Raw genomic sequence first — 24,789 nt, forward strand, 5'->3', positions numbered from 1 at the left:
TTCTTTAAGGTAAGGAGGTGATCCAACCGCAGGTTCCCCTACGGTTACCTTGTTACGACTTCACCCCAGTCATGAATCACAAAGTGGTAAGCGCCCTCCCGAAGGTTAAGCTACCTACTTCTTTTGCAACCCACTCCCATGGTGTGACGGGCGGTGTGTACAAGGCCCGGGAACGTATTCACCGTGGCATTCTGATCCACGATTACTAGCGATTCCGACTTCATGGAGTCGAGTTGCAGACTCCAATCCGGACTACGACATACTTTATGAGGTCCGCTTGCTCTCGCGAGGTCGCTTCTCTTTGTATATGCCATTGTAGCACGTGTGTAGCCCTACTCGTAAGGGCCATGATGACTTGACGTCATCCCCACCTTCCTCCAGTTTATCACTGGCAGTCTCCTTTGAGTTCCCGGCCGAACCGCTGGCAACAAAGGATAAGGGTTGCGCTCGTTGCGGGACTTAACCCAACATTTCACAACACGAGCTGACGACAGCCATGCAGCACCTGTCTCAGAGTTCCCGAAGGCACGTTCGCATCTCTGCAAACTTCTCTGGATGTCAAGAGTAGGTAAGGTTCTTCGCGTTGCATCGAATTAAACCACATGCTCCACCGCTTGTGCGGGCCCCCGTCAATTCATTTGAGTTTTAACCTTGCGGCCGTACTCCCCAGGCGGTCGACTTAACGCGTTAGCTCCGGAAGCCACGCCTCAAGGGCACAACCTCCAAGTCGACATCGTTTACGGCGTGGACTACCAGGGTATCTAATCCTGTTTGCTCCCCACGCTTTCGCACCTGAGCGTCAGTCTTTGTCCAGGGGGCCGCCTTCGCCACCGGTATTCCTCCAGATCTCTACGCATTTCACCGCTACACCTGGAATTCTACCCCCCTCTACAAGACTCTAGCCTGCCAGTTTCGGATGCAGTTCCCAGGTTGAGCCCGGGGATTTCACATCCGACTTGACAGACCGCCTGCGTGCGCTTTACGCCCAGTAATTCCGATTAACGCTTGCACCCTCCGTATTACCGCGGCTGCTGGCACGGAGTTAGCCGGTGCTTCTTCTGCGAGTAACGTCAATCACTGCGGTTATTAACCACAATGCCTTCCTCCTCGCTGAAAGTACTTTACAACCCGAAGGCCTTCTTCATACACGCGGCATGGCTGCATCAGGCTTGCGCCCATTGTGCAATATTCCCCACTGCTGCCTCCCGTAGGAGTCTGGACCGTGTCTCAGTTCCAGTGTGGCTGGTCATCCTCTCAGACCAGCTAGGGATCGTCGCCTAGGTGAGCCGTTACCCCACCTACTAGCTAATCCCATCTGGGCACATCCGATGGCAAGAGGCCCGAAGGTCCCCCTCTTTGGTCTTGCGACGTTATGCGGTATTAGCTACCGTTTCCAGTAGTTATCCCCCTCCATCGGGCAGTTTCCCAGACATTACTCACCCGTCCGCCACTCGTCACCCAAGGAGCAAGCTCCTCTGTGCTACCGTTCGACTTGCATGTGTTAGGCCTGCCGCCAGCGTTCAATCTGAGCCATGATCAAACTCTTCAATTTAAGTTTGATGCTCGTGAATTAAACTTCGTAATGAATTACGTGTTCACTCAGAGACTTGGTATTCATTTTTCGTCTTGCGACGTTAAGAATCCGTATCTTCGAGTGCCCACACAGATTGTCTGATAAATTGTTAAAGAGCAGTTGCGACGCGCTTTAGCGCTCTGTCGCGAGGTGGCGTATATTACGCTTTCCTCTTTCAGAGTCAACCCTCATTTTCAGGTTTTTCTCTTCAACCGAACCGGCTGTTTGTGTGAAGTGATTCACATCCGCCGTGTCGATGGAGGCGCATTATAGGGAGTCGACTCAGGAAGACAAGCGGAAAAATGCATTTTTGTTTCAACCGCTCACCTTTTATCCATTACGCTTACTTTTGCTGCTTTTTTATCGCCATTGGCAGGTCTGCCAGACTATTTATGACCAAATCTGCCGCATTTTCTGCTTCCGGCGTAACAGGTTTACCCGTGCGCACCAGAACCTTCGTTCCAACATTCGCCGCTGCCGCTGCCTGCATATCTTCTATCTTGTCGCCTACCATATAGGAAGCGGCCATATCGATATGCAGGAAGTCTCGGGCGGAGATCAACATTCCAGGATGCGGTTTACGACAGTCGCAGACCTGACGATACTCTTCTACTGTGCCCTGCGGATGATGCGGGCAATAGTAGATACCATCCAAATCAACGTCGCGATCGGCCAGCGACCAGTCCATCCATTCGGTCAACGTTTCAAACTGTGACTCAGTAAATTTGCCACGAGCGATACCAGACTGGTTTGTCACGATAATGAGCGCGTAACCCATATTTTTAAGTTCACGCATGGCATCAATAACGCCGTCGATAAACTCGAACTCGTCAATCTCATGTACGTAACCGTGGTCCACATTAATGGTGCCGTCGCGGTCGAGAAAAATTGCGGGTACAGATTTTGCCACCTTTTATAGCTCCTGAATAAGGCATGTGGCTCTAGTATCGCATGTTTCGGCGGGCAAGAAAGTGCTCATCGTGCAAAGCTAGATTGATTTAGACGTCTGGATGCCTTAACATCCATCTTGTTGACGGCTTCGACCGTCCCAGACAGACGAAAATGCCACGGCTAACTTAATTACGATAATAAATAACCAATGATTAAACTTTCGAATATCACCAAAGTGTTCCAGCAGGGGACTCGCACCATTCAGGCGCTAAATAAAGTCAGCCTGCACGTTCCTGCCGGGCAGATTTATGGCGTCATTGGCGCCTCCGGTGCCGGTAAAAGTACGCTCATTCGCTGCGTTAACTTACTTGAACGCCCAACCGAAGGCAGTGTTCAGGTTGGCGGTCAGGAGCTGACGACGCTTTCTGAATCCGAGCTGACTAAAGCTCGCCGTCAAATCGGCATGATTTTCCAACACTTTAACCTGCTCTCTTCCCGTACTGTGTTTGGCAACGTCGCGCTGCCGCTGGAACTGGATAACACGCCAAAGGAAGAGATCAAACGCCGTGTAACAGAACTGCTGGATTTAGTCGGCCTTGGCGACAAGCACGACAGCTACCCGGCCAACCTTTCCGGTGGACAAAAACAGCGAGTGGCGATTGCGCGTGCGCTGGCCAGCAATCCAAAAGTGTTGCTGTGTGATGAAGCCACCAGCGCACTCGATCCGGCAACAACCCGCTCGATTCTGGAATTATTGAAAGACATTAACCGTCGTTTGGGACTCACCATTCTGCTGATTACCCATGAGATGGACGTTGTAAAACGCATTTGTGACTGCGTGGCGGTCATCAGTAATGGTGAGCTGATTGAGCAGGACACCGTCAGCGAAGTGTTCTCCCACCCGAAAACGCCGCTGGCACAGAAATTTATCCAGTCCACGCTACACCTGGATATCCCGGAAGATTATCTGGAACGTTTAAAAGCAAAGCCAGAAGCCGACAGCGTGCCAATGCTGCGCATGGAATTCACCGGTCATTCGGTTGATGCGCCATTACTTTCTGAGACGGCCCGTCGCTTTAATGTGAATAACAACATTATTAGCGCGCAGATGGATTACGCCGGCGGCGTGAAGTTCGGCATCATGCTGACTGAAATGCACGGCACACAGGAAGATACACAAGCGGCCATTAACTGGTTGCAGGAACACCATGTAAAAGTAGAGGTACTGGGTTATGTCTGAGCCGATGATGTGGCTACTGGTTCGCGGCGTATGGGAAACGCTGGCAATGACCTTTGTGTCCGGTTTTTTTGGTTTTGTGATTGGCCTGCCGGTTGGCGTGTTGCTGTACGTAACGCGGCCGGGGCAAATCATTGAGAACGCGAAGCTCTACCGCACGCTCTCTGCACTGGTGAATATTTTCCGTTCCATCCCGTTCATTATCTTGCTGGTGTGGATGATTCCGTTCACCCGCATGATCGTTGGCACCTCTATTGGGCTGCAGGCCGCTATCGTCCCGCTGACCGTCGGCGCCGCGCCGTTTATCGCCCGTATGGTGGAAAACGCGCTGCTCGAAATCCCGACCGGGCTGATTGAAGCCTCTCGTGCAATGGGTGCCACGCCGCTGCAAATTGTACGTAAGGTATTACTACCAGAAGCACTGCCTGGACTGGTCAATGCGGCCACCATCACCCTTATCACGCTGGTGGGGTATTCCGCGATGGGCGGTGCCGTCGGTGCCGGTGGTCTTGGCCAGATTGGTTATCAGTACGGTTATATTGGCTACAACGCTACCGTCATGAATACAGTGCTGGTATTGCTCGTCATTCTGGTTTATTTAATTCAGTTATCCGGCGATCGCATCGTCCGGGCTGTCACGCACAAATAACGTTGCACACAACACTAAAAACTCATTAAGAAAAGGAAATAAGCATGGCGTTCAAATTCAAAACCTTTGCGGCAGTTGGAGCCCTGATCGGTTCTCTGGCACTTGTGGGTTGCGGTCAGGATGAAAAAGATCCTAACCACATCAAAGTGGGCGTTATTGTTGGCGCAGAGCAGCAGGTCGCAGAAGTCGCGCAGAAAGTGGCTAAAGAAAAATACGGTCTGGACGTTGAGCTGGTCACGTTTAACGATTACGTCCTGCCTAACGAAGCACTGAGCAAAGGCGATATCGATGCTAACGCCTTCCAGCACAAACCGTATCTGGATCAACAGATCAAAGATCGCGGCTACAAACTGGTTGCCGCAGGTAATACTTTTGTTTACCCGATTGCGGGCTACTCTAAAAAAATCAAGTCACTGGATGAGTTGCAGGAAGGTTCTCAGGTCGCGATTCCAAACGATCCGACTAACCTTGGCCGCTCCCTGCTGCTGCTGCAAAAAGTGGGCTTAATCAAACTGAAAGACGGTGTTGGTCTGCTGCCGACCGCGCTGGACGTGATTGAAAACCCGAAAAACCTGAAGCTGGTTGAACTGGAAGCGCCGCAGCTGCCGCGTTCCCTGGACGATGCACAAATCGCACTGGCGGTCATCAACACGACCTACGCCAGCCAGATCGGCCTGACCCCGGCTAAAGACGGTATCTTTGTTGAAGATAAAGATTCTCCGTACGTAAACCTGATCGTGACTCGTGAAGACAATAAAGATGCTGAGAATGTGAAGAAATTCGTTCAGGCATACCAGTCTGACGAAGTGTACGAAGCAGCAAACAAAGTCTTCAACGGCGGTGCTGTTAAGGGCTGGTAATTTTAGGCTGTTTCCAGAATCTGTAATATCATCAGGACGGGCGCTTGCCCGTCTTGTCATTTATGCAAGCACCTGATTCAATATCTGACGTTTAGATCATTCATTGAGGAAATATTATGCGTGCTTTACCGATCTGTTTAGTAGCACTCATGCTGAGCGGCTGTTCTATGTTAAGCAGATCCCCTGTTGAACCCGTTCAAAGCACCGCTACCCCGCCTAAAGCGGAGCCGGAAAAACCCAAAGCACCGCGCGCGGCGCCGGTAAGAATCATTACTAACGCTGAAGATTTAGTTGGCAAACCGTTCCGCGATCTCGGCGAAGTCAGCGGCGAATCCTGCCAGGCATCCAACCAGGATTCTCCACCGAGCATTCCAACCGCACGCAAACGCATGCAGATTAACGCATCTAAAATGAAAGCAAATGCGGTATTGCTGCACAGTTGCGAAGTAACCAGCGGAACGCCGGGTTGCTATCGCCAGGCGGTTTGCATCGGTTCTGCACTGAACATTTCGGCGAAATGAGCCATTTTCAGTTCGAGCAAATAGGCGTTATCCGCTCACCTTATAAAGAAAAGTTCGCCGTTCCACGCCAGCCAGGTCTGGTGAAAAGTGCCAGCGGTGAACTGCATTTGCTCGCACCTTATAACCAGGCCGATGCCGTTCGCGGCCTGGAAGCCTTCAGCCATTTGTGGGTGATTTTTGTTTTTCACCAGACAATGGAAGGTGGATGGCGTCCAACCGTGCGCCCTCCCCGTCTTGGCGGCAATGCCAGAATGGGCGTCTTTGCCACGCGTTCAACGTTTCGTCCGAACCCTGTTGGCATGTCGTTGGTTGAGCTGCGGGGCATCCGTTGCCATAAAGAGCATGTAATCCTTGAGCTCGGCGGGCTGGATCTTGTTGATGGCACGCCGGTAGTGGATATAAAACCGTATCTGCCGTTTGCCGAATCGCTGCCTGATGCTCGCGCCAGCTATGCTCAGGACGCGCCGCAGGCCAGTGTAGACGTGACGTTCAGTGAAGAGCTCGCTGAGCAACTACCAAAGCTCGAACAGCGTTACCCGCATCTTCGTCAGTTTATTGCCGAAGTGCTGGCGCAGGATCCGCGTCCTGCCTACCGTAAAAACGAGGAAGAAGGCAAAACCTATGCCGTCTGGTTGCTGGACTTTAACGTCCGCTGGCGCGTGACACCGTCAGGATTTGAGGTCTTTGCTCTGGAAGCCCGCTAATTTGCATCGCGTACTCTTTTGACATCCCCTTCTCGCTGGTAAACTAAACCACTTTTGTTTTGTGCCAGGCTCATTTTGAGCCTGTTCGATCGTTCAACTGGAACCGTAACAACATGCGTACTAGCCAATATCTGCTCTCCACTCTGAAGGAGACACCTGCCGACGCCGAGGTCATCAGCCACCAGCTGATGCTGCGCGCCGGGATGATCCGCAAGCTGGCCTCCGGGTTATATACCTGGCTGCCGACCGGCGTGCGCGTCCTGAAAAAAGTCGAAAACATCGTGCGTGAAGAGATGAACAACGCCGGTGCGATCGAGGTGTTGATGCCGGTCGTTCAGCCTTCTGAACTGTGGGAAGAGAGCGGCCGTTGGGAACAATACGGCCCGGAACTGCTGCGTATTGCTGACCGTGGCGATCGTTCGTTCGTACTCGGCCCAACGCATGAAGAAGTGATCACCGACCTGATCCGTAATGAGCTGAGCTCTTACAAACAGCTGCCGCTGAACTTCTATCAGATCCAGACCAAATTCCGTGACGAAGTGCGTCCGCGCTTCGGCGTGATGCGTTCCCGCGAATTCCTGATGAAAGATGCCTACTCTTTCCACACCTCTCAGGAATCTCTGCAGGAAACCTACGACGCGATGTACGCTGCGTACAGCAAAATCTTCAGCCGTATGGGGCTGGATTTCCGTGCGGTACAAGCGGATACCGGTTCTATCGGTGGCAGCGCCTCTCACGAATTCCAGGTGCTGGCGCAGAGCGGTGAAGACGATGTGATCTTCTCTGACTCTTCCGACTATGCGGCAAACATCGAGTTTGCCGAAGCTGTTGCACCGAAAGAACCGCGCGCCGCTGCAACGCAGGAAATGACGCTGGTTGATACGCCGAACGCTAAAACTATCGCCGAGCTGGTTGAACAATTCAACCTGCCTATCGAGAAAACCGTGAAAACCCTGCTGGTGAAAGCGGTTGAAGGCAGCAGCTACCCGCTGGTTGCGCTGCTGGTTCGTGGCGATCACGAGCTGAACGAAGTCAAGGCGGAAAAACTGCCGCAGGTTGCCAGCCCGCTGACCTTCGCCACCGAAGAAGAAATTCGTGCGCTGGTTAAAGCAGGTCCTGGATCTCTGGGTCCGGTGAACATGCCGATTCCGGTGGTTATCGACCGTACCGTTGCGGTAATGAGCGATTTTGCTGCCGGTGCCAACATCGACGGTAAACACTATTTCGGTATCAACTGGGATCGTGACGTGGCCACCCCGGAAGTGGCTGACATTCGTAACGTGGTCGCCGGCGATCCAAGCCCGGATGGCAAAGGTACGCTGATGATCAAACGCGGTATCGAAGTGGGCCACATCTTCCAGTTGGGTACCAAGTACTCTGAAGCGATGAAAGCCGCCGTTCAGGGAGAAGATGGTCGTAACCAGACGCTGACCATGGGCTGCTACGGTATCGGGGTCACTCGCGTTGTGGCTGCTGCGATTGAACAGAACTACGACGATCGCGGCATTGTATGGCCAGACGCCATTGCCCCGTTCCAGGTTGCTATTCTGCCGATGAACATGCACAAATCCTACCGTGTGCAGGAGCTGGCTGAGAAGCTGTACGCGGAGCTGCGCGCGCAGGGTATTGAAGTGCTGATGGACGATCGTAAAGAGCGTCCAGGCGTGATGTTTGCTGATATGGAGCTCATCGGTATTCCGCATACCATCGTGCTGGGCGACCGTAACCTCGACAACGACGATATCGAATACAAATACCGTCGTAACGGCGAGAAAGAGCTGATTAAAACCGGCGACATCGTCGACTACCTGGTCAAAGCTATTAAAGGCTAATACCAGCACAAGGCCCTGAGGATCAGGGCCTTTTTTACATGGATTGTATAAAATGGCTAAACCAACGGCGTATTACCGCCTGCGCCTCCCCTTCGTTCTTCTGCTTTCAGCCTGCACGATTGACGTCAGTCAGCAAAATTCATCAGCAACCGCTGTTGATGCCCAGGCAAAGAAATGGGAGATAAAACTCCAGCATCAAAGCTCATTTACCGATCAAGCGCTGCATGAAATTACGGATACCGACCTCAGGCCGGGCGACCTGCTGTTTTCCTCTAGTCTTGGGGTGACCTCATTTGGTATTCGCGCGTTCAGCACCTCTTCTGTCAGCCATGTCGCCGTTTACCTTGGCGATAATGAAGTTGCCGAAGCGACCGGGGCGGGAGTACAAATCATTTCGCTCAAAAAGGCTGAAAATCACAGCGATAAGCTTTTTGCTCTGCGGGTCCCCAACCTCACACCGCAGCAGGCCGAAGAAATCAAAACATTCGCTTATAAAATCAAAGATAGCGGCTATAACTACCGTGGCATCGTCGAATTTATTCCGTTTATGGTGACCCGGCAAATATGTTCATTGAATCCTTTCTCAGAGGATTTTCGCCAGCAATGCGTCAGCGGGCTGGCAAAAGCACAGTTGAACAATACCAGTGAAGGAGAAAAGAAGGCGTGGTTTTGCTCCGAATTCGTAACCGATGCGTTTGCCACAGCCGGGCACCCGCTAACAATGGCGCAGCCGGGTTGGATTAGCCCTTCCGACCTGATGCATATGCGCGAAGGTGACATTTCCGCTTTTAAGTCTGAAACGCAACTACAGTATATCGGCCACCTGAAGTTAGGGATTTATATCAAAACCAGCCGTTTTGTTGGATTGATCCGATAAGGAAAAACTGTCCGGGCGATCGCCGGACAGTTTTTATAAGCTGCAGATTAATCATCGCAACTCTGGCCAGGGATAAACTTAATTTCTTTATCCGCTCTTAAGGTTTTCACTGGTGTGCCCGTATCAGGATTTTCTTCCATCGTGAAGTGCCCTTCCACAGTAAGCAGAACTGCCTTATCCGTTGCACCACGCGCAGTCAGATAATCTCGCTCCAGTTGTGCATTGTTCGCGACAGAGACTCTTTTACCCGTCGCACAATCAGTGAAGGTTGCCGCGTCAGCCATATAGAAGTACATCCCCCGCATCGGCATTGGCGTCACCGGTAAGCTGGCAGAAACTGGCTCAAGCGTGTAGTTGAACTGTGACTCAATCGGGTTACCTTCACGATCGAGCATCTCCAGCGCTTCACCTTTTGCCCGGTAGTACGACTTTTCACCTTTGCTGTCAGTCAGCACCAGCTTATCGGCAGTGCGCGCCCATGTACCATAAGAAGCAAAGGAGGACGGTTCATCCCGCACGCCCTGATAGCGTTCGTTCATCACCCATGTGCCGTCTTTTTCCAGGAACAGAGAGGTTTCAATTCCTTCGCAGTCCGCGCAAGGCAAAATGCCACGCCAGCTTTGCTGCATCGGTTTTAATTCTGCCGCCCGCGTCGGCTGTAGTACATCGACTTCAGTACGGTTGTTACAGCCGATCAAGGAAAAAAGCGTGCATGCAGCGACCACGGACAATATTGCTGTTTTCACTATGAATTCCTTATGATTTTTTATTCCCGCTCGTCAGTCTTGCGTTCGACGAACTCTGCCACGCAGTGCTTTCACTGTGGATTTTTGCGCCTTCGATGACAACCTGCGCTCTTTCGAGGCGCGCGTAGGACGTGTTGCCTGTCGGCTTTTTTGCACCGCGGTTAATTCTTTTATCACCGCCACCAGTCGGGAGATTGCCGCTTCCCGATTTAGCTCCTGGCTACGGTATTCCTGCGCCTTTATGATAATAACGCCATCGCTGCTAATCAGATGATGGCTGGCGGCCAGCAGACGCTCCTTGTAATACTCTGGCAGGCCTGAGGCCCGAATGTCAAAGCGCAAATGGATAGCCGTGGAGGTCTTGTTAACGTGCTGACCGCCCGCGCCCTGTGCCCGAATCGCCGTGATTTCCAGCTCACTGTCAGGGATAGAGACGTTTCGGGAGATAACAATCATCAACGCGGCTGCCACGCGGTCAGATGAATTTCCAGATTGTTCTGAGAATCAGACAGCCAGATGGCGCCATCCTGGATAGTTGCCTGCAGCGCCATTGTACGACCAGCAAAATCACTCAGTTGCGCCAGCTGTTCATCATCCAGATACCACACGGTGAGATTTTTAAACTGCGCACACTTGCTCTGGTTTTGCTGCCACCAGATCTGGGCCGCACGGCTGTTGTAAGTAAACAGAGCAACCTCACCAGACTGGGTACAGGCTTTTTTAATACGACGCTCATCCGGCAGACCCAGTTCAATCCAGAGATCGATGCCCAGATGGTCGTTACGCAGCCATGCTTCAGGCTCGTCTTCAGCACTCAGGCCACGCGTGAACTGCAGCCGTTCATCGGCATATTTAATCCAGGCCAGCAGGCGCAGCATCATGCGCTCCTGGGTTTCAGAGGGATGACGCGCCAGCGTCAAGGCCGCGTCAAGGAACTGGTTGCGGTCGAGATCCGCTACGTTGACGACGGCTTTATAAATTGTCGCTTTAAGCGCCATGAGAGAACTCCTTTCGAATCAGGCGCTCATTGTAGCGAAAACCGCGGCAAAAGGCTGCTAACAGCTCCTCAATCAAGGCGCTGATATTGCTTGAATGAGTATGGTATAGTCACCTTGCTAAACAGAGTTTATCTTCGTAGGCTTAGACTTGCATCCACGGTTAAGTCAGAGTGCTGACAGGAGGGCATGTGGAAAAATATTGTGAGTTAATACGCAAGCGGTACGCGGAAATCGCCAGCGGAGACTTAGGGTATATCCCGGATGCGCTGGGTTGCGTATTGAAGGTGCTTAATGAAGTGGCGGCAGACAGCGCCCTTCCAGAGTCGGTCAGGGAAAAAGCGGCCTATGCTGCCGCCAACTTACTGGTGAGCGATTATGTCAATGAATGAAACGTATCAACCCATCAATTGTGATGATTACGACAATCTTGAACTCGCCTGCCAGAACCATTTGTTACTGACGCTGGCGCTAAAAGATGGCGAAGTTTTGCAGGCGAAAGCGAATGACCTGGTTTCACGCAAAAACGTGGAGTATCTGGTCGCAGATGTCGCAGGTGAAACCCGGGAGCTTCGTCTCGATAAAATTGCCAGCTTCAGCCACCCGCAAATCGGTACCGTGGTCGTCAGCGAATCTTAGCTTTTCTTGCGCCTTATCAGGCCTAAATGACCAGGCCTGATAATCGCACTGCCATCAGGCATGCCAAATCAGACTCATACCTTCTTCATCTACCGCCGCACCCTCACGCGTCACAAAAACACCCGCAGCCGCAATCAACGTTTCACCGTAAAACAACAACGGCGTGGTATCTCGTCGCCAGGGCGGGATCCCCTGCTCCTGCCAGATTTTCTTTAATTTACGTCCACCGTTACGCCCGACAATATGCAATACGCCTGGCGCTTTAAAACGAATACTGACGGCTTCATCTGCTTGCGGCATGCGCAATTCGCCAGCAGAGATTAGCTGCACTGAGCCTAACCCGGCTGGCAGCATCAACGGCGTTTCCCGGCATGACCACGGGATGACGGTTTCGCTTTGCCCGTCGACCGATTTAACCCACCATAGCTGTGACTGATAGCGACGGACCTCATATTCTCCTAGACGAAAACAGGGGGAAGCATCTTCTCGCGCCAACGCCACTTCCTGCCAGATACGTTCCAGCCCGTCCCGGGAAGGCATCGGCGCATTTAACCCCGCCAGCCAGCGACGCAGCAGAGCGGCACGCCGCACGCCACTCATCATCATTAACGGTGCCAGTAACAGCGTGCCTTGGGCAGTCACGCAGTCGGCTAAATCATTGGCCAGCAGTTCATCCAGTAAACTCTCCTGCTCGGCGCACAGCGCGGCGCTACGGGCTGCGGCTTGCGCGAAGTGCGGCCATCGTTGTTGGAGCAACGGGGTAACGCGCAATCTGAGAAAATTGCGATCGTAGGCATCATCCTGATTACTTTCATCTTCGATCCAGCATAATTCATGCTGTCGCGCCCATACTTCAAGCGCCTCTCGCGTTTGCGCCAGCAGCGGTCGAATCAGTTGGGTTCCGGCAAATGGTGAGCTTTCGCCCATGGCGGAAAGCCCAGCAGGACCACTGCCGCGCTTAAGCGCCAGTAGAAAGGTTTCACACTGGTCGTCGAGATGCTGGGCGGTCATCAGCACTTCACCCGGTAGTAAGGTCTGCGCAAATGCCTGATAGCGCGCGCGTCGCGCCTGAGCTTCGATGCCCAGACCATCATCCTCAAGTTGGACCCGTTCAACCACCAGCGGCACCTGCCACTGTGCGCATACCGACTCACAGTGTTGCACCCAACTGTCTGCCTGCGGGCTTAATCCGTGATGAATATGGATTGCACGCAAGGCAACCTCAGGATTTTGCGCTCGCCACAGTACCAGCTGATGCAGCAGCACGGTGGAGTCCAGCCCGCCGCTAAAGGCGACCAGAATCGATTGAGAATTTAGCAGTGAAGTGTTCAGCGTGAGTGTCGTCATGATGGTTACTTACAATGGCATTGCCCGGCACATTGCCGGGCTAATGCCACAATGATAAGACTTACAGCTCGTACAGTTCGAGCGGTAATCCGTCCGGATCGTTAAAAAACGTAAAGCGTTTGCCGGTAAACGGATCGATACGCACGGATTCGCACTTCACGTGGTGAGCTTCCAGATGCGCGATCGCTTTTTCCACGTCATCTACGCTGAACGCCAGATGGCGTAAACCGCAGGCTTCCGGTCGGCTCGGACGGCAAGGCGGAAATGGAAAAGAAAAAAGCTCAATCACATACTGACCGTTCAATGCCAGATCACCCTTCCACGAGTCACGTTCTTCCCGGTAGGCTTCGCTGATTAGCGTAAAGCCCAGCACATCACAGTAAAATGCCTTACTCGCCGCGTAATCCGTCGCAATAATGGCAATATGGTGAACCTGTTTTAATCCCAGCATAGCGTCATCGCCTCTTTCGTTTTTCTGCCAGCACGTTACTCGTGCGTAATGGGTTCACGCAAGTCGTCATGCCATTTTTAGGACTCGCACGCGATACACGCCATCTTCACCCAGTTTAGCGCCATGGATATCGGTTTCAAATCCAGGATAGTGATGGCCCACCGAACACAACATCAGCAGAAAATCGAGTACAGCCCGACTTTTGGCCGTGATCATTTCCCCGGGCATCAAGAGCGGCACACCGGGAGGATAAGGCAGAATCATATTGGCAGAAATGCGCCCCACCAGTTGATCGAGCGCCACCGTTTCGACCTCACCTTTGATCTGCCGCTGCCAGGCCTGGTGCGGGGTCATTTTCATTTCCGGTAAGGTATCAAATGCCCGCAGCATCAGCCCGGAGAGATCGTGCTGGCGGATCAGCTTATGGATCCCCTGCGCCAGATCCTGAATACGCATATTACGATAGAAATCGGGATCTTCGGCATACAGATCCGGCAGTATATTTTTCACGCGTAAATTCAGATCGTACGAGCGTTTAAATTCCGTCAGGCCGCGCAGTAGCCCCATCGCCCGGGTTTTATCAATGCCAATACTGAACAGGAACAACAGATTATACGGTCCCGTTTTCTCGACAACGACGCCGCGCTCATCAAGGAATTTCGCCACCAGCGCCGCAGGGATCCCCTCTTCACTCATATTTCCCTGTTCATCCATTCCCGGCGTAAGAATGGTGACCTTCACCGGGTCGAGGAACATATGGTCGGCGTCAGCATCAACAAATCCGTGCCAGTCTTCACCAGGCGCTACCGGCCAGCACTCCGCTTCATCTACCCTTTCCGGCTGCCAGATATCAAAGAACCAGCCATCCGACTCTTCGCGTAGCCGCTGCACTTCTTTACGGAAATGCAGCGCCCGCTCCACCGAACGATTGATCAACCGCTTGCCTGAATTGCCACGCAGCATTGCCGCCGCCGTTTCTATCGACGCGACAATCGGGTAGCTCGGGGAAGTGGAAGTGTGCATCATAAAGGCTTCGTTGAACGTCTCTTCGTCGTAGTCGCCCTTAATGTGGATCAGAGAAGCCTGTGATAGTGCCGCCAGCATCTTGTGGGTTGACTGGGTTTCAAAAATCACTTTCCCCGGCACCCGTTCACCGCTCATCCCGCTTTTCCCCTGATAGATTGGGTGAAAATGGGTATACGGCACCCAGGCAGAATCAAAATGAATGGAGGGCACATCCAGGGTTTGCTTGATCCAGTTAGTGTTATACAACAGGCCGTCATAGGTGGAGTTGGTGATCACCGCATGTACCGGCCATAGTGCCTGAGGGGTCTCTTCTACCTTGCGTTCAATGCTTGCGCGGGTGAATTCCCGACGAGGTATACCGCCGAGGATCCCCAGCGCATTGCGCGTAGGCTTCAGCCAGATTGGCACCACATCGCTCATCATTAGCAAATGCGCCAGCGACTTATGACAGTTGCGATCAATCAGGAGCGTACTGCCTGAAGGCGCGGCATACATGCCGACAATCTTGTTCGACGTCGAGGTGCCGTTGGTCACCATATAGCTCTGCTCGGCGCCAAAGGTGCGCGCGATATACTCCTCCGCTTCCAGATGCGGGCCGGTATGATCCAGCAGCGATCCGAGTTCAGTCACGGAAATAGACACGTCGGCCTTCAGCGTATTGCCGCCAAAGAAATCATAGAACAGGCAGCCTACCGGGCTTTTCTGATACGCCGTTCCCGCCATATGTCCGGGCGTGCAGAAGGTGTACTTTCCTTCCTTCACATAGGTAAACAGCGCCTTGGTGAAAGGAGGCGTGATGTTATCGAGGTATTCGCTGGTGTACTGACGGATGCGGGTTGCAATATCTTCAGACTGGCCCAGCGCATACTCAAAAAACCACAGCGCCATGCGCAAGTCGTGCGCGCTGACATCCATCGTCGAATGGGTATTAATAAAGGCGTAGAGCGGGAGATACTCGTTGAGCTGGTTGATATCACTGCACAGATCCAGGCTGTATTCATCCCAGTCAAAAATAACACCGCAAATTCGTGGGTTATGTTCGATAAACTTAAGCAGGTCGACGCTATTCTGCGGCCAGATAATCTGAAACCCCTGCTGTTGCAGCGCACGCTCAAGTTCCTTGATGGGCTCATCTTTATAAAAGACGCCATGCGGTCCCATGATGGCAATGATATTCATGCGTTCCTCCTGGAAAAACCTTAGTTAATCATAGCCTGGTGAAACCACAGGTAAAAAAAAGGGCCACAGCGTTGTGGCCCTTTTCAGAATTAATGCAGTTTACGCGTAACCGTAGCTCATCAGACGCTGGTAACGACGGTTTTTCAAATCATCTTTGCTTAACACGTCGAGATCGGCGAGATCGGCCAGCAGTTGTGCTTTCAGGGACGCTGCCATCACTTCCGGGTTGCGGTGCGCGCCGCCCAGCGGTTCCGGGATGATAGAGTCGATAAGCTTCAGCTCTTTCAGACGCGGCGCGATAATCCCCATCGCTTCTGCAGCCAGCGGCGCTTTGTCGGCGCTTTTCCACAGAATGGAGGCACAACCTTCCGGGGAGATAACGGAATAGGTGCTGTATTGCAGCATATTCACTTTATCGCCTACGCCGATCGCCAGCGCGCCGCCGGAACCACCTTCACCAATAACGGTGCAGATTACCGGTACACTCAGACGCGACATTTCACGCAGGTTGCGCGCAATCGCTTCAGACTGACCACGTTCTTCCGCGCCCACGCCCGGATAAGCCCCTGGGGTGTCGATGAAAGTAATGATCGGCATATTGAAGCGCTCGGCCATTTCCATCAGACGCAGCGCTTTGCGATAGCCTTCCGGTGCCGGCATGCCGAAATTACGACGAATTTTTTCTTTGGTCTCACGGCCTTTCTGATGACCAATGATCATCACCGGACGACCATCCAGACGCGCGATGCCGCCGACAATAGCTTTATCATCCGCATAGGCACGATCGCCCGCCAGCTCATCAAATTCATCAAATGCCAGGCGGACATAATCCAGGGTGTACGGACGCTGTGGATGGCGCGCCAACTGGGCTACCTGCCATGCGCCAAGATCGGCGAAGATTTTACGCGTCAGCTCTACGCTTTTTTCACGCAGACGATGCACTTCTTCATCGATGTTAATATCCAGTTTCTCATCCTGACGGCTAACCGCAGTCAGAGAATCGATTTTTGCTTCCAGCTCTGCAATCGGCTGTTCAAAATCAAGGAAATTCAGACTCATAGTATTCCTGTATTAGTCAAACTCCAGTTCCACCTGCTCCGAACCAATAAGGCCACGGAGATCGTTTAGCAAACGATCGCTCGGAGAGACACGCCACGTTGCGCCAAAACGCAATCGCGCACGTGCATCCGCCCTCTGATAGTAGAGATGTACTGGAATTGTCCCCGAGCGGTGGGGTTCCAGAGACTGACGGAGTCGGTTTAAAAGCTGGTCATCAATTTGCCTGTCCGTCAGCGAGATAGCAAGCCCGCGAGCATATTTTTCCCGGGCTTCGTCAATATCCATGACTTCACGGGCCATCATTTTAAGCCCGCCGCTGAAGTCATCAAAGCTGACCTGTCCGCTGACGATAAGTATGCGGTCTTTTTCCAGCAATTGCTGGTATTTATCCAGAGCATCGGTAAACAACATAACTTCCAGACGCCCGGAACGGTCATCCAGGGTACAGATGCCGATACGATTGCCGCGCTTGGTGACCATTACCCGCGCAGCAATGACGAGCCCCGCAGCCGTGGTGACTTTACCACGTTCTGTCGGATGCATGTCTTTCAGCCTGTGGCCTCCAACATAGCGCTCAATTTCTTTTAAATACTGGTTGATGGGGTGTCCCGTCAGGTAAAGCCCTAACGTTTCACGTTCCCCTTCTAATACCACCTGCTCCGGCCACGGTGTACAGTTAGCATAAGACTGTTCAATTTGTTCCGGCTCTTCAGCCAGCACGCCAAACATGTCCGCCTGACCCGTTGCCTCGGCTTTCGCATGCTGATCGGCGGCTTTTAGCGCATCGTTGAGCGAATTCATCAGCGCCGCACGATGCGGACCAAGGCGGTCAAACGCCCCGGACATGATTAACTTTTCCAGCACCCGGCGGTTGAGTTTTTTGATGTCCGTGCGCGCACAGAGATCAAACAGCTCGCGGAAGTAACCGCCTTCGTTGCGCGCCTCAATAATAGCTTCAATTGGCCCTTCACCCACGCCTTTTATCGCGCCGATGCCATAGACAATTTCGCCATCATCATTCACGTGAAAATGATAAAGCCCGGAGTTGATGTCCGGCGGCAGGATTTTGAGCCCCATACGCCAGCATTCATCCACCAGCCCGACCACTTTCTCGGTGTTATCCATATCGGCGGTCATTACCGCCGCCATAAACTCGGCGGGGTAATGCGCCTTCAGCCATAGCGTCTGGTAAGAGACCAGCGCATAGGCAGCGGAGTGCGATTTGTTAAATCCGTAACCGGCGAATTTCTCCACCAGGTCAAAGATTTTCATCGCCAGTTCGCCGTCGACGCCGCGCTTTTTCGCCCCTTCTTCAAAGGTGCCGCGCTGCTTAGCCATCTCTTCCGGCTTTTTCTTACCCATCGCACGACGCAACATGTCCGCACCGCCAAGGGTATATCCGGACAGCTCCTGGGCAATCTGCATAACCTGTTCCTGATACAGGATAATGCCGTAGGTCGGCTCCAGTACCGGTTTCAGACACTCATGCTGCCATTGTACGTCCGGGTAGGAAATCTCTTCGCGACCATGCTTACGGTCGATAAAGTTATCTACCATCCCCGACTGTAGCGGACCAGGACGGAACAGGGCCACCAGGGCGATCATATCTTCGAAGCAGTCAGGCTGCAGACGTTTGATAAGATCTTTCATGCCGCGGGATTCTAGCTGGAAGACCGCCGTGGTCTCCGAGCGTTGCAGCATGTCGAAGCTTTTCTTGTCATCCAGCGGGATAGCGGCGATATCCAGCGGCGGCTCGCCGTTCTTTTCACGGCGCGCGTTAATCATTTCCAGCGCCCAGTTGATGATGGTGAGCGTACGCAGGCCGAGGAAGTCGAACTTCACAAGGCCGGCATATTCCACGTCGTTCTTATCAAACTGAGTAACCGGGTGCAGCCCCTGTTCATCGCAGTACAGCGGCGCAAAATCGGTAATTTTGGTCGGCGCGATAACTACACCACCGGCGTGTTTACCGGCGTTACGCGTGACGCCTTCCAGCTTACGCGCCATATCGATCAGCGCTTTAACCTCTTCATCTGCCTCATAGATTTCCGGCAGTTGGGGTTCGGCTTCAAAGGCTTTTGCCAGCGTCATGCCCGGGTCGGGCGGCACCAGTTTCGAAATACGGTCAACGAAGCCGTACGGGTGTCCCAGCACGCGCCCCACGTCGCGGATAACCGCTTTGGCCGCCATCGTACCGAAGGTAATAATCTGCGAAACCGCATCACGACCGTACATTTCCGCCACGTGTTCAATTACCCGGTCGCGTTTCTCCATACAGAAGTCAACGTCGAAGTCGGGCATTGAGACACGTTCCGGGTTCAGGAATCGTTCGAACAGCAGGTCAAATTCCAGCGGATCCAGGTCGGTAATTTTCAGCGCATAGGCAACAAGCGAGCCGGCACCGGAACCACGTCCCGGGCCTACCGGTACGCCGTTATCTTTCGACCACTGGATAAATTCCATCACGATCAGGAAGTAGCCAGGAAATCCCATCTGGTTGATAACTTTAAGTTCAACTTCCAGACGTTCGTCATAAGGCGGGCGCTTCTGCGCGCGAACTTCAGGGTCCGGGAACAAAAACGCCAGACGCTCTTCCAGACCTTCGCGCGATTTCGCCACGAGGAAATCCTCGGTGGTCATATCACCGGTCGGGAACTGTGGCAGGAAATACTCACCCAGACGTACCGTCACGTTACAGCGCTTAGCTATCTCAACGGTGTTTTGCAGCGCTTCCGGAATATCGGAAAACAGCTCGCACATCTCATCTTCGCTACGCATGTACTGCTGCGGCGAATAATTACGCGGGCGTTTCGGGTCGTCAAGGGTGAACCCGTCGTGGATTGCCACGCGGATTTCATGCGCGTCAAAATCACCGGTTTCAAGGAAACGAACATCGTTGGTCGCCACCACCGGAAGACCACACCTTTCCGCCAGCTCTACCGCTGCATGCAGATAATTTTCTTCATCTTGTCTGCCGGTACGGATAAGCTCGAGGAAATAGCAATTTGGAAAATGTTCTTCGTAAAACGCTACGCACTCATCAACCAGCGCGTTATTACCGCGCAGCAGGCTGCGCCCGACGTCGCCCATGCGGCCGCCGGAGAGCAAAATCAAACCTTCTTTTAACTCGGCCAGCCAATCCCGGTCGATGACCGGCCCTTCTGCGCCATAACCACGCTGATAGGCTTTCGATATCAACAACGTCAGGTTCTGATAGCCAGTATTGTTTGCGGCCAGCACGGTGAGCTGCGTGAGTTCATCGCCCAGCAGCTCGCTACGGACATGAAAATCTGCGCCAACTATCGGCTTGATACCCGCACCGTGACCCGCTCCGTAAAACTTCACCAGACCACACAGGTTGGTAAAATCGGTGATCGCCAGCGCAGGCATGCCTAACGCGGCCGCCTTTTTCACCAGCGGCCCGGTTTTCGCCAGCCCATCGATCATGGAGTAGTCGCTGTGCACCCGCAGGTGGACGAAACGAGGTTCAGACATCTTCAGATTCCTTCGACACAAGAATCAGGACGTGAGTCCCAGTGCGCGTTTGACGGGGCCAAAACTACGGCGATGGTGCTCTGTTGCGCCATGCATTGCCAACTTTTCCAGATGAAAAGCGGTTGGATAGCCTTTGTGCTGTGCAAAGCCATACTGCGGGAACACCGTATCCAGGGCCGCCATTTCAGCATCACGAGTGACTTTTGCCAGTATCGACGCCGCGCTAATCTCCGCCACACGGCTATCACCTTTTACCACCGCCAGCGATGGCACCGGTAATGCCGGGCAACGATTGCCGTCGATCAGTACGTATTCCGGCGCTATATGTAGACCCGCAACCGCACGCTGCATGGCCAGCATAGTGGCATGTAAAATATTCAACTCGTCGATTTCATGTGGTTCCGCACGCCCCAGGCTCCAGCTTAACGCTTTTTCTTTAATCTCATCGAATAGCGCCAGGCGACGTTTTTCCGACAGTTTTTTTGAGTCGTTAAGACCGATAATAGGGCGAACCGGATCCAGAATGACGGCGGCAGTGACGACCGCGCCGACCAAAGGACCACGTCCAACTTCATCTACACCCGCCACTAAATGCGTATGCGGATATACAAATTCAATCATTGCGCTAACTCCAGGACCGCATCCGCCGCCTGCTCATCAGCGTTGCAACGGATCTGCTGATGCAGTTCACGGAATGTGTCGTGCATCGCATGGCTGGTTTTGCCATTCGCCAGCAACGGCAACAACGCTTGCGACAGCGCCTGCGGTTCGCACTCTTCCTGCAACAGCTCTTTAACCAGTTCTCTTCCCGCCAGCAGGTTAGGTAGCGAAACGTAATCGGTCTTCACCAGACGCTTTGCCAGCCAAAAGGTGAAAGGTTTCATACGATAGCCAACCACCATCGGGCATTTTGCCAGCATACATTCCAGCGCAGCGGTGCCAGAAGCCAGCAGTGCGGCATCGCTGGCAACCATCGCTTCACGTCCCATCCCATTAAGCAGATGTACGGAAAGCTCCGGTGCAACTTCAGCTTTAATGCGCTCAAACTGCTCGCGACGTTTGGCATTCACCAACGGCACTACCACTTCGAGATCTGGATAATGCTGGCGTAACAACTGCGCCGTTTTCAGAAAATCGGCGCTGAGCATCTCCACTTCTGCGCCACGGCTTCCTGGCAATAGCGCCAGGCAGTGAGCGTCATGGGGAATACCCAGAACATCGCGAGCCGCGTTTTTATCCGGGTCCAACGGCATGGCATCTGCCATGGTATGACCGATAAAGCGGCACGGGACGTTAAATTTGTCATAAAACGCTTTTTCGAAAGGCAGAAAGGCCAGCACCATATTGGTGGATCTGCCTATTTTGAAAACGCGTTTCTGTCGCCAGGCCCACACAGAGGGGCTGACGTAATGAATGGTTTTAATGCCCTGCTTTTTCAAATTCCCTTCGAGGGTAATATTGAAATCAGGCGCATCAATACCGACGAAAACATCCGGCTTTAAGTCGGTGAATCGGCGAGTGAGATCGGCGCGAATATGCAGTAAACGGCGCAGGCGTCCGAGCACTTCAACAATGCCCATTACCGCCAGCTCTTCCATTTCGTACCAGGCTTCACAGCCTTCGGCCTGCATCAGCGGACCCGCCACGCCAACAAAACGCGCATTGGGAACGCGAGCCTTGAGTGCACGAATTAACCCTGCACCAAGAATATCGCCGGAGGTTTCTCCGGCGACGAGGGCAATCGTTAAAGGACGCTGCTCAGTCATTAACGAATCAGACCACGCGTTGAGCGCTCAAAGAAGTCGCTGAAAGCCTGAACTTCAGGGTACTGTTTCGCCAGTTCCGCGATTTCCGGTTTCACTTCTTCCAGCGTTTTACCGCTACGGTACAACGCTTTGTAGGCATTACGAATCGCGGTAATCGCTTCGCGGGTGAATCCACGACGCTTCAGACCTTCGATATTGACGCCAAATGGCGTTGCGTGGTTGCCTTGGGCGATAACGTATGGAGGCACGTCTTGCGCAACGCCAGAACAGCCGCCAACCATCACATGCGCGCCGATGATGCAGAACTGATGCACCGCAGTCATGCCGCCGATGATAACAAAATCATCCAGCGACACATGCCCGGCAAGCGTGGCGTTATTCGCCAGAATACAGCGGTTGCCTACCGTACAATCATGCGCGACGTGCGCATTAATCATCAGTAAGTTATCGCTGCCCACCTTCGTCACTCCACCGCCCTGCACTGTGCCACGATGAATGGTGACGCTTTCGCGGATGCGGTTGCGATCGCCAATTTCCACGCGGGTCGGTTCGCCAGCATATTTCAGATCCTGGTTAACTTCACCGATGGAGGCAAACTGATAGATCTCATTATCGCGACCAATTTTTGTATGGCCATTCACGACAACGTGAGACTTCAGTACGGTACCCTCACCAATTTCAACATGGGGTCCAACAATACAAAATGGGCCAATGTGAGCGTTAGCGCCAATGCTGGCGCCTTCTTCCACAATGGCAGTTGGGTGAATAAAGGCGGATTTATCAATCACGTATCAGGCCTCCCGGCTACGGGCACACATCATCGTTGCTTCGCACACAACTTTACCGTCGACCAGCGCAACCCCTTTAAAACGGGTCAGGCCGCGGCGCGTTTTCTCGAAAGTCACTTCCATGATCATCTGATCGCCTGGCACGACAGGACGCTTAAAGCGCGCTTCGTCAATACCCGCAAAATAGTACAGTTCACCTGGTTCCAGTTTCCCTACGCTTTTAAACGCAAGGATACCGGTGGCCTGCGCCATTGCTTCCAGAATCAGTACGCCTGGGAAAATAGGTTTACCCGGGAAGTGGCCCTGGAAGAAAGGCTCGTTAACAGATACATTTTTCACTGCGCGCAGAAAACGACCTTCTTCAAAATCCAGCACGCGGTCAACCAGCAGAAACGGAAAACGGTGCGGCAGAAGTTCTAAAATCTCTTCAATATGCAGAGTATGAGTGTTAGTAGTCAAAATACTCTTCCTGTCAAAATATACTAAAAGGCAATAATAACACGGCCTGTCGCAATCGTATGAATGGGACAGGCCGAAAAGTCAGACATGCAAAAACGGTGCTTTAGTCTTGTTGATTAACCTTGCGCTCAATCGCTTTGAGACGCTTGCTCATATCATCAATATTCATCACCAGTGCAGCTGTTTTACGCCATACCTTATTGGGCTGTAGCGGAATGCCTGAGGAATAGACGCCAGATTCGGTGATAGGACGCATCACCATACCCATGCCAGTAACCGTGACTTTATCGCATATTTCCATATGCCCATTGATCACGCTGGCGCCGCCAATCATGCAGTAACGGCCAATCTTCAGGCTACCCGCCATAATGACGCCACCGGCTACCGCCGTATTGTCGCCAATCACAACGTTATGCGCAATCTGGCACTGGTTATCAATGATAACACCATTACCGATCACAGTATCGTCCAGCGCACCACGGTCAATGGTGGTACAAGCGCCGATCTCGACGCGATCGCCAATAATCACGCGACCAAGCTGCGGGATCTTCACCCAGTTACCGCGATCGTTCGCGTAACCAAATCCATCAGATCCGACGACAGTGCTGGACTGGATCAGGCAATTCTCACCGATCTGAATGTCGTGGTAAATCGTCACATTCGCCCACAAGCGTGAACCTGCGCCGATTTTAGTATTTTTTCCGACGAAGCAGCCTGCGCCGATAACGACGTTATCGCCCAGTTCTACGCCAGACTCAATGACCGCATTTGCGCCCACAGAAACATTATTACCCAGCTTCGCCGTCGCATCGATCACTGCACTCGGTGCAATGTTTTGTGCGGGCTGCGGCGTGGTATCTAAGATTTGCGCCATACGTGCATAGGTCAGGTAGGGATTCTTCACTACCAGCGCTGCACTCTTAGCAAAAGGAAGATCGTCCTGCGTCATCACAACGGCAGAGGCCTGGCATACGCCTAAGTGTTCACGGTACTTAGGATTCACCATGAACGTGATATTGCCAGTTTGCGCAGATTGCATGGACGCTACGCCGGTGATGACGATATCGCCATCACCGTGTAATTCTGCATCCAACTGCTCTGCTAAATCAGCCAGTCGAATTGAAGGCATTACTTATTTAACCTGTTTCAGTACGTCAGCGGTGATGTCTTTTACATCGCTGCTGTTGTATGCAACGGTGTTTGCGTCAACAACCAGATCGATGCTCTGACTGTTAGCAACAGATTTCACAGCTGTCTGGATACGAGTAACCAGTTTGCCACGTTCTTCGTTGGAACGACGCGCACGATCCTGCTCAAAAGCCTGAGCTTTCTGAGAGAAAGTCTGACGCTGAGCCATGACGTCTTTTTCCAGCTTAGTACGATCGCTACCCGCTTTCATGGATTGCAGACGCTGCATTTTAGATTGCAGATCAGATTCCATACGCTGCAGTTCGCTGGCACGGCCTTTGAACTCGTTTTCCAGCGTAGCAGAAACGCCCGTCTTCTGTGCAACCTGTTGGAACAAGCTACCCATGTTGACGATTGCAATTTTGTCAGCAGCCTGTGCGGACGTTGCCATCGCTAAACCGAGACCTGCAGCTAATAACCACTTTTTCACAATTAACTCCTTACCATCCCATTTGCACCCGAAGGTACAGTTCTTTGCGTGGCCAGGCGATCCCATGCAAGATCGCC

Annotated in this window: 24 protein-coding genes and 1 rRNA gene; 9 read left to right on the plus strand and 16 right to left on the minus strand. The window is 52.8% G+C overall.

What is annotated here, in order from left to right:
- Positions 1–10: 10 nt before the first annotated feature.
- Positions 11–1,552: ribosomal RNA gene (locus tag OGV52_RS11455) — 16S ribosomal RNA — on the minus strand.
- A 364-nt stretch (positions 1,553–1,916) separates the two neighbouring features.
- Positions 1,917–2,483 carry a D-glycero-beta-D-manno-heptose 1,7-bisphosphate 7-phosphatase gene (gene gmhB, locus OGV52_RS11460; RefSeq protein WP_200047974.1) on the minus strand — a complete coding sequence of 189 codons (567 nt, stop codon included), beginning with the start codon at positions 2,481–2,483 and terminating at the stop codon, positions 1,917–1,919.
- Positions 2,484–2,672: 189 nt separating this feature from the next.
- Here gmhB and metN point away from each other — a divergent pair, with 189 nt between their 5' ends.
- From metN to OGV52_RS11495, 7 genes are all read left to right on the plus strand, one after another.
- Positions 2,673–3,704, plus strand: a complete 1,032-nt coding sequence (gene metN / locus OGV52_RS11465) for a methionine ABC transporter ATP-binding protein MetN (RefSeq protein WP_016151782.1) — start codon at positions 2,673–2,675, stop codon at positions 3,702–3,704.
- The gene (locus tag OGV52_RS11470) at positions 3,697–4,350 is read left to right on the plus strand and encodes a methionine ABC transporter permease MetI (RefSeq protein ID WP_016151781.1); all 654 of its coding nucleotides are present in this window, start codon (positions 3,697–3,699) and stop codon (positions 4,348–4,350) included. Before metN ends, OGV52_RS11470 begins: the two co-directional genes overlap by 8 nt.
- A gap of 44 nt (positions 4,351–4,394) precedes the next feature.
- Positions 4,395–5,210, plus strand: coding sequence for a methionine ABC transporter substrate-binding lipoprotein MetQ (metQ, locus tag OGV52_RS11475; RefSeq protein WP_006686809.1), 816 nt, complete (start codon positions 4,395–4,397; stop codon positions 5,208–5,210).
- 116 nt (positions 5,211–5,326) lie between these two features.
- On the plus strand, positions 5,327–5,731 hold the full coding sequence (gene rcsF, locus OGV52_RS11480; protein WP_016151780.1) for an envelope stress sensor lipoprotein RcsF: 405 nt from the start codon (positions 5,327–5,329) through the stop codon (positions 5,729–5,731).
- Positions 5,728–6,435 carry a tRNA (N6-threonylcarbamoyladenosine(37)-N6)-methyltransferase TrmO gene (gene tsaA, locus OGV52_RS11485; protein WP_047417110.1) on the plus strand — a complete coding sequence of 236 codons (708 nt, stop codon included), beginning with the start codon at positions 5,728–5,730 and terminating at the stop codon, positions 6,433–6,435. The genes rcsF and tsaA overlap by 4 nt, the downstream gene beginning before the upstream one ends.
- A 113-nt stretch (positions 6,436–6,548) precedes the next feature.
- Positions 6,549–8,267 (plus strand): proline--tRNA ligase, encoded by a 1,719-nt coding sequence (gene proS, locus OGV52_RS11490; RefSeq protein ID WP_016151778.1) that lies wholly within the window; start codon positions 6,549–6,551, stop codon positions 8,265–8,267.
- A gap of 52 nt (positions 8,268–8,319) precedes the next feature.
- Positions 8,320–9,144, plus strand: coding sequence for a YaeF family permuted papain-like enzyme (locus OGV52_RS11495; RefSeq protein WP_287108540.1), 825 nt, complete (start codon positions 8,320–8,322; stop codon positions 9,142–9,144).
- A gap of 47 nt (positions 9,145–9,191) precedes the next feature.
- Here OGV52_RS11495 and nlpE read toward each other — a convergent pair whose 3' ends face one another.
- Genes nlpE through OGV52_RS11510 form a run of 3 tightly spaced genes read right to left on the minus strand, consistent with a single transcriptional unit; the run spans position 9,192 to position 10,888 of the window.
- Entirely contained in the window at positions 9,192–9,893 is a 702-nt protein-coding gene (nlpE, locus tag OGV52_RS11500; protein ID WP_087121852.1) for an envelope stress response activation lipoprotein NlpE, read from the minus strand.
- A gap of 30 nt (positions 9,894–9,923) precedes the next feature.
- Entirely contained in the window at positions 9,924–10,346 is a 423-nt protein-coding gene (arfB, locus tag OGV52_RS11505) for an alternative ribosome rescue aminoacyl-tRNA hydrolase ArfB (protein ID WP_016151775.1), read from the minus strand.
- Positions 10,346–10,888, minus strand: a complete 543-nt coding sequence (locus tag OGV52_RS11510; RefSeq protein ID WP_161623123.1) for a YaeQ family protein — start codon at positions 10,886–10,888, stop codon at positions 10,346–10,348. Before OGV52_RS11510 ends, arfB begins: the two co-directional genes overlap by 1 nt.
- A gap of 188 nt (positions 10,889–11,076) precedes the next feature.
- On the opposite strand from OGV52_RS11510, the gene OGV52_RS11515 reads away from it, so the two are divergent.
- Entirely contained in the window at positions 11,077–11,277 is a 201-nt protein-coding gene (locus OGV52_RS11515) for a YaeP family protein (RefSeq protein WP_003018499.1), read from the plus strand.
- Positions 11,264–11,524, plus strand: coding sequence for a Rho-binding antiterminator (gene rof / locus OGV52_RS11520; RefSeq protein WP_047417117.1), 261 nt, complete (start codon positions 11,264–11,266; stop codon positions 11,522–11,524). The genes OGV52_RS11515 and rof overlap by 14 nt, the downstream gene beginning before the upstream one ends.
- Before the next feature lie 54 nt (positions 11,525–11,578).
- On the opposite strand, the gene tilS is transcribed toward rof, so the two are convergent.
- The 11 genes from tilS to skp all read right to left on the minus strand — a co-directional run bounded on the left by tilS (position 11,579) and on the right by skp (position 24,712).
- A complete protein-coding gene (gene tilS, locus OGV52_RS11525) occupies positions 11,579–12,871 on the minus strand; it encodes a tRNA lysidine(34) synthetase TilS (protein ID WP_287108542.1) in 1,293 nt (430 codons plus the stop codon).
- A gap of 61 nt (positions 12,872–12,932) precedes the next feature.
- Positions 12,933–13,322, minus strand: a complete 390-nt coding sequence (locus OGV52_RS11530) for a VOC family protein (protein WP_016151771.1) — start codon at positions 13,320–13,322, stop codon at positions 12,933–12,935.
- A gap of 66 nt (positions 13,323–13,388) precedes the next feature.
- The gene (ldcC, locus tag OGV52_RS11535) at positions 13,389–15,527 is read right to left on the minus strand and encodes a lysine decarboxylase LdcC (RefSeq protein WP_046275340.1); all 2,139 of its coding nucleotides are present in this window, start codon (positions 15,525–15,527) and stop codon (positions 13,389–13,391) included.
- A 99-nt stretch (positions 15,528–15,626) separates the two neighbouring features.
- Positions 15,627–16,586, minus strand: coding sequence for an acetyl-CoA carboxylase carboxyl transferase subunit alpha (accA, locus tag OGV52_RS11540; RefSeq protein WP_003018513.1), 960 nt, complete (start codon positions 16,584–16,586; stop codon positions 15,627–15,629).
- A 12-nt stretch (positions 16,587–16,598) separates the two neighbouring features.
- On the minus strand, positions 16,599–20,081 hold the full coding sequence (gene dnaE, locus OGV52_RS11545) for a DNA polymerase III subunit alpha (protein ID WP_275395734.1): 3,483 nt from the start codon (positions 20,079–20,081) through the stop codon (positions 16,599–16,601).
- Between the two features lie 24 nt (positions 20,082–20,105).
- Entirely contained in the window at positions 20,106–20,702 is a 597-nt protein-coding gene (gene rnhB, locus OGV52_RS11550; RefSeq protein WP_049281538.1) for a ribonuclease HII, read from the minus strand.
- Positions 20,699–21,847, minus strand: coding sequence for a lipid-A-disaccharide synthase (lpxB, locus tag OGV52_RS11555; protein WP_003829168.1), 1,149 nt, complete (start codon positions 21,845–21,847; stop codon positions 20,699–20,701). The genes rnhB and lpxB overlap by 4 nt, the downstream gene beginning before the upstream one ends.
- Positions 21,847–22,635, minus strand: a complete 789-nt coding sequence (gene lpxA / locus OGV52_RS11560) for an acyl-ACP--UDP-N-acetylglucosamine O-acyltransferase (RefSeq protein ID WP_003018525.1) — start codon at positions 22,633–22,635, stop codon at positions 21,847–21,849. Before lpxA ends, lpxB begins: the two co-directional genes overlap by 1 nt.
- Before the next feature lie 3 nt (positions 22,636–22,638).
- Positions 22,639–23,094 carry a 3-hydroxyacyl-ACP dehydratase FabZ gene (fabZ, locus tag OGV52_RS11565; protein WP_003018528.1) on the minus strand — a complete coding sequence of 152 codons (456 nt, stop codon included), beginning with the start codon at positions 23,092–23,094 and terminating at the stop codon, positions 22,639–22,641.
- Between the two features lie 103 nt (positions 23,095–23,197).
- Complete coding sequence (gene lpxD, locus OGV52_RS11570; protein ID WP_046275342.1) at positions 23,198–24,223, minus strand: UDP-3-O-(3-hydroxymyristoyl)glucosamine N-acyltransferase; 1,026 nt, start codon at positions 24,221–24,223, stop codon at positions 23,198–23,200.
- 3 nt (positions 24,224–24,226) lie between these two features.
- Complete coding sequence (gene skp / locus OGV52_RS11575) at positions 24,227–24,712, minus strand: molecular chaperone Skp (RefSeq protein ID WP_016151765.1); 486 nt, start codon at positions 24,710–24,712, stop codon at positions 24,227–24,229.
- Between the last annotated feature and the right edge of the window lie 77 nt (positions 24,713–24,789).

Origin of the sequence: Citrobacter sp. Cb041 (assembly GCF_030336655.1) — a bacterium.
Classification (GTDB): Bacteria; Pseudomonadota; Gammaproteobacteria; order Enterobacterales; family Enterobacteriaceae; genus Citrobacter; species Citrobacter braakii.

Coding starts and splice junctions, on each gene's coding strand:
- metN (WP_016151782.1), top strand. CDS start 2,673: ATGATTAAACTTTCGAATATCACCAAAGTGTTCCAGCAGGGGACTCGC.
- OGV52_RS11470 (WP_016151781.1), top strand. CDS start 3,697: ATGTCTGAGCCGATGATGTGGCTACTGGTTCGCGGCGTATGGGAAACG.
- metQ (WP_006686809.1), top strand. CDS start 4,395: ATGGCGTTCAAATTCAAAACCTTTGCGGCAGTTGGAGCCCTGATCGGT.
- rcsF (WP_016151780.1), top strand. CDS start 5,327: ATGCGTGCTTTACCGATCTGTTTAGTAGCACTCATGCTGAGCGGCTGT.
- tsaA (WP_047417110.1), top strand. CDS start 5,728: ATGAGCCATTTTCAGTTCGAGCAAATAGGCGTTATCCGCTCACCTTAT.
- proS (WP_016151778.1), top strand. CDS start 6,549: ATGCGTACTAGCCAATATCTGCTCTCCACTCTGAAGGAGACACCTGCC.
- OGV52_RS11495 (WP_287108540.1), top strand. CDS start 8,320: ATGGCTAAACCAACGGCGTATTACCGCCTGCGCCTCCCCTTCGTTCTT.
- arfB (WP_016151775.1), bottom strand. CDS start 10,346: ATGATTGTTATCTCCCGAAACGTCTCTATCCCTGACAGTGAGCTGGAA.
- OGV52_RS11510 (WP_161623123.1), bottom strand. CDS start 10,888: ATGGCGCTTAAAGCGACAATTTATAAAGCCGTCGTCAACGTAGCGGAT.
- rof (WP_047417117.1), top strand. CDS start 11,264: ATGTCAATGAATGAAACGTATCAACCCATCAATTGTGATGATTACGAC.
- tilS (WP_287108542.1), bottom strand. CDS start 12,871: ATGACGACACTCACGCTGAACACTTCACTGCTAAATTCTCAATCGATT.
- OGV52_RS11530 (WP_016151771.1), bottom strand. CDS start 13,322: ATGCTGGGATTAAAACAGGTTCACCATATTGCCATTATTGCGACGGAT.
- ldcC (WP_046275340.1), bottom strand. CDS start 15,527: ATGAATATCATTGCCATCATGGGACCGCATGGCGTCTTTTATAAAGAT.
- accA (WP_003018513.1), bottom strand. CDS start 16,586: ATGAGTCTGAATTTCCTTGATTTTGAACAGCCGATTGCAGAGCTGGAA.
- dnaE (WP_275395734.1), bottom strand. CDS start 20,081: ATGTCTGAACCTCGTTTCGTCCACCTGCGGGTGCACAGCGACTACTCC.
- rnhB (WP_049281538.1), bottom strand. CDS start 20,702: ATGATTGAATTTGTATATCCGCATACGCATTTAGTGGCGGGTGTAGAT.
- lpxB (WP_003829168.1), bottom strand. CDS start 21,847: ATGACTGAGCAGCGTCCTTTAACGATTGCCCTCGTCGCCGGAGAAACC.
- lpxD (WP_046275342.1), bottom strand. CDS start 24,223: ATGCCTTCAATTCGACTGGCTGATTTAGCAGAGCAGTTGGATGCAGAA.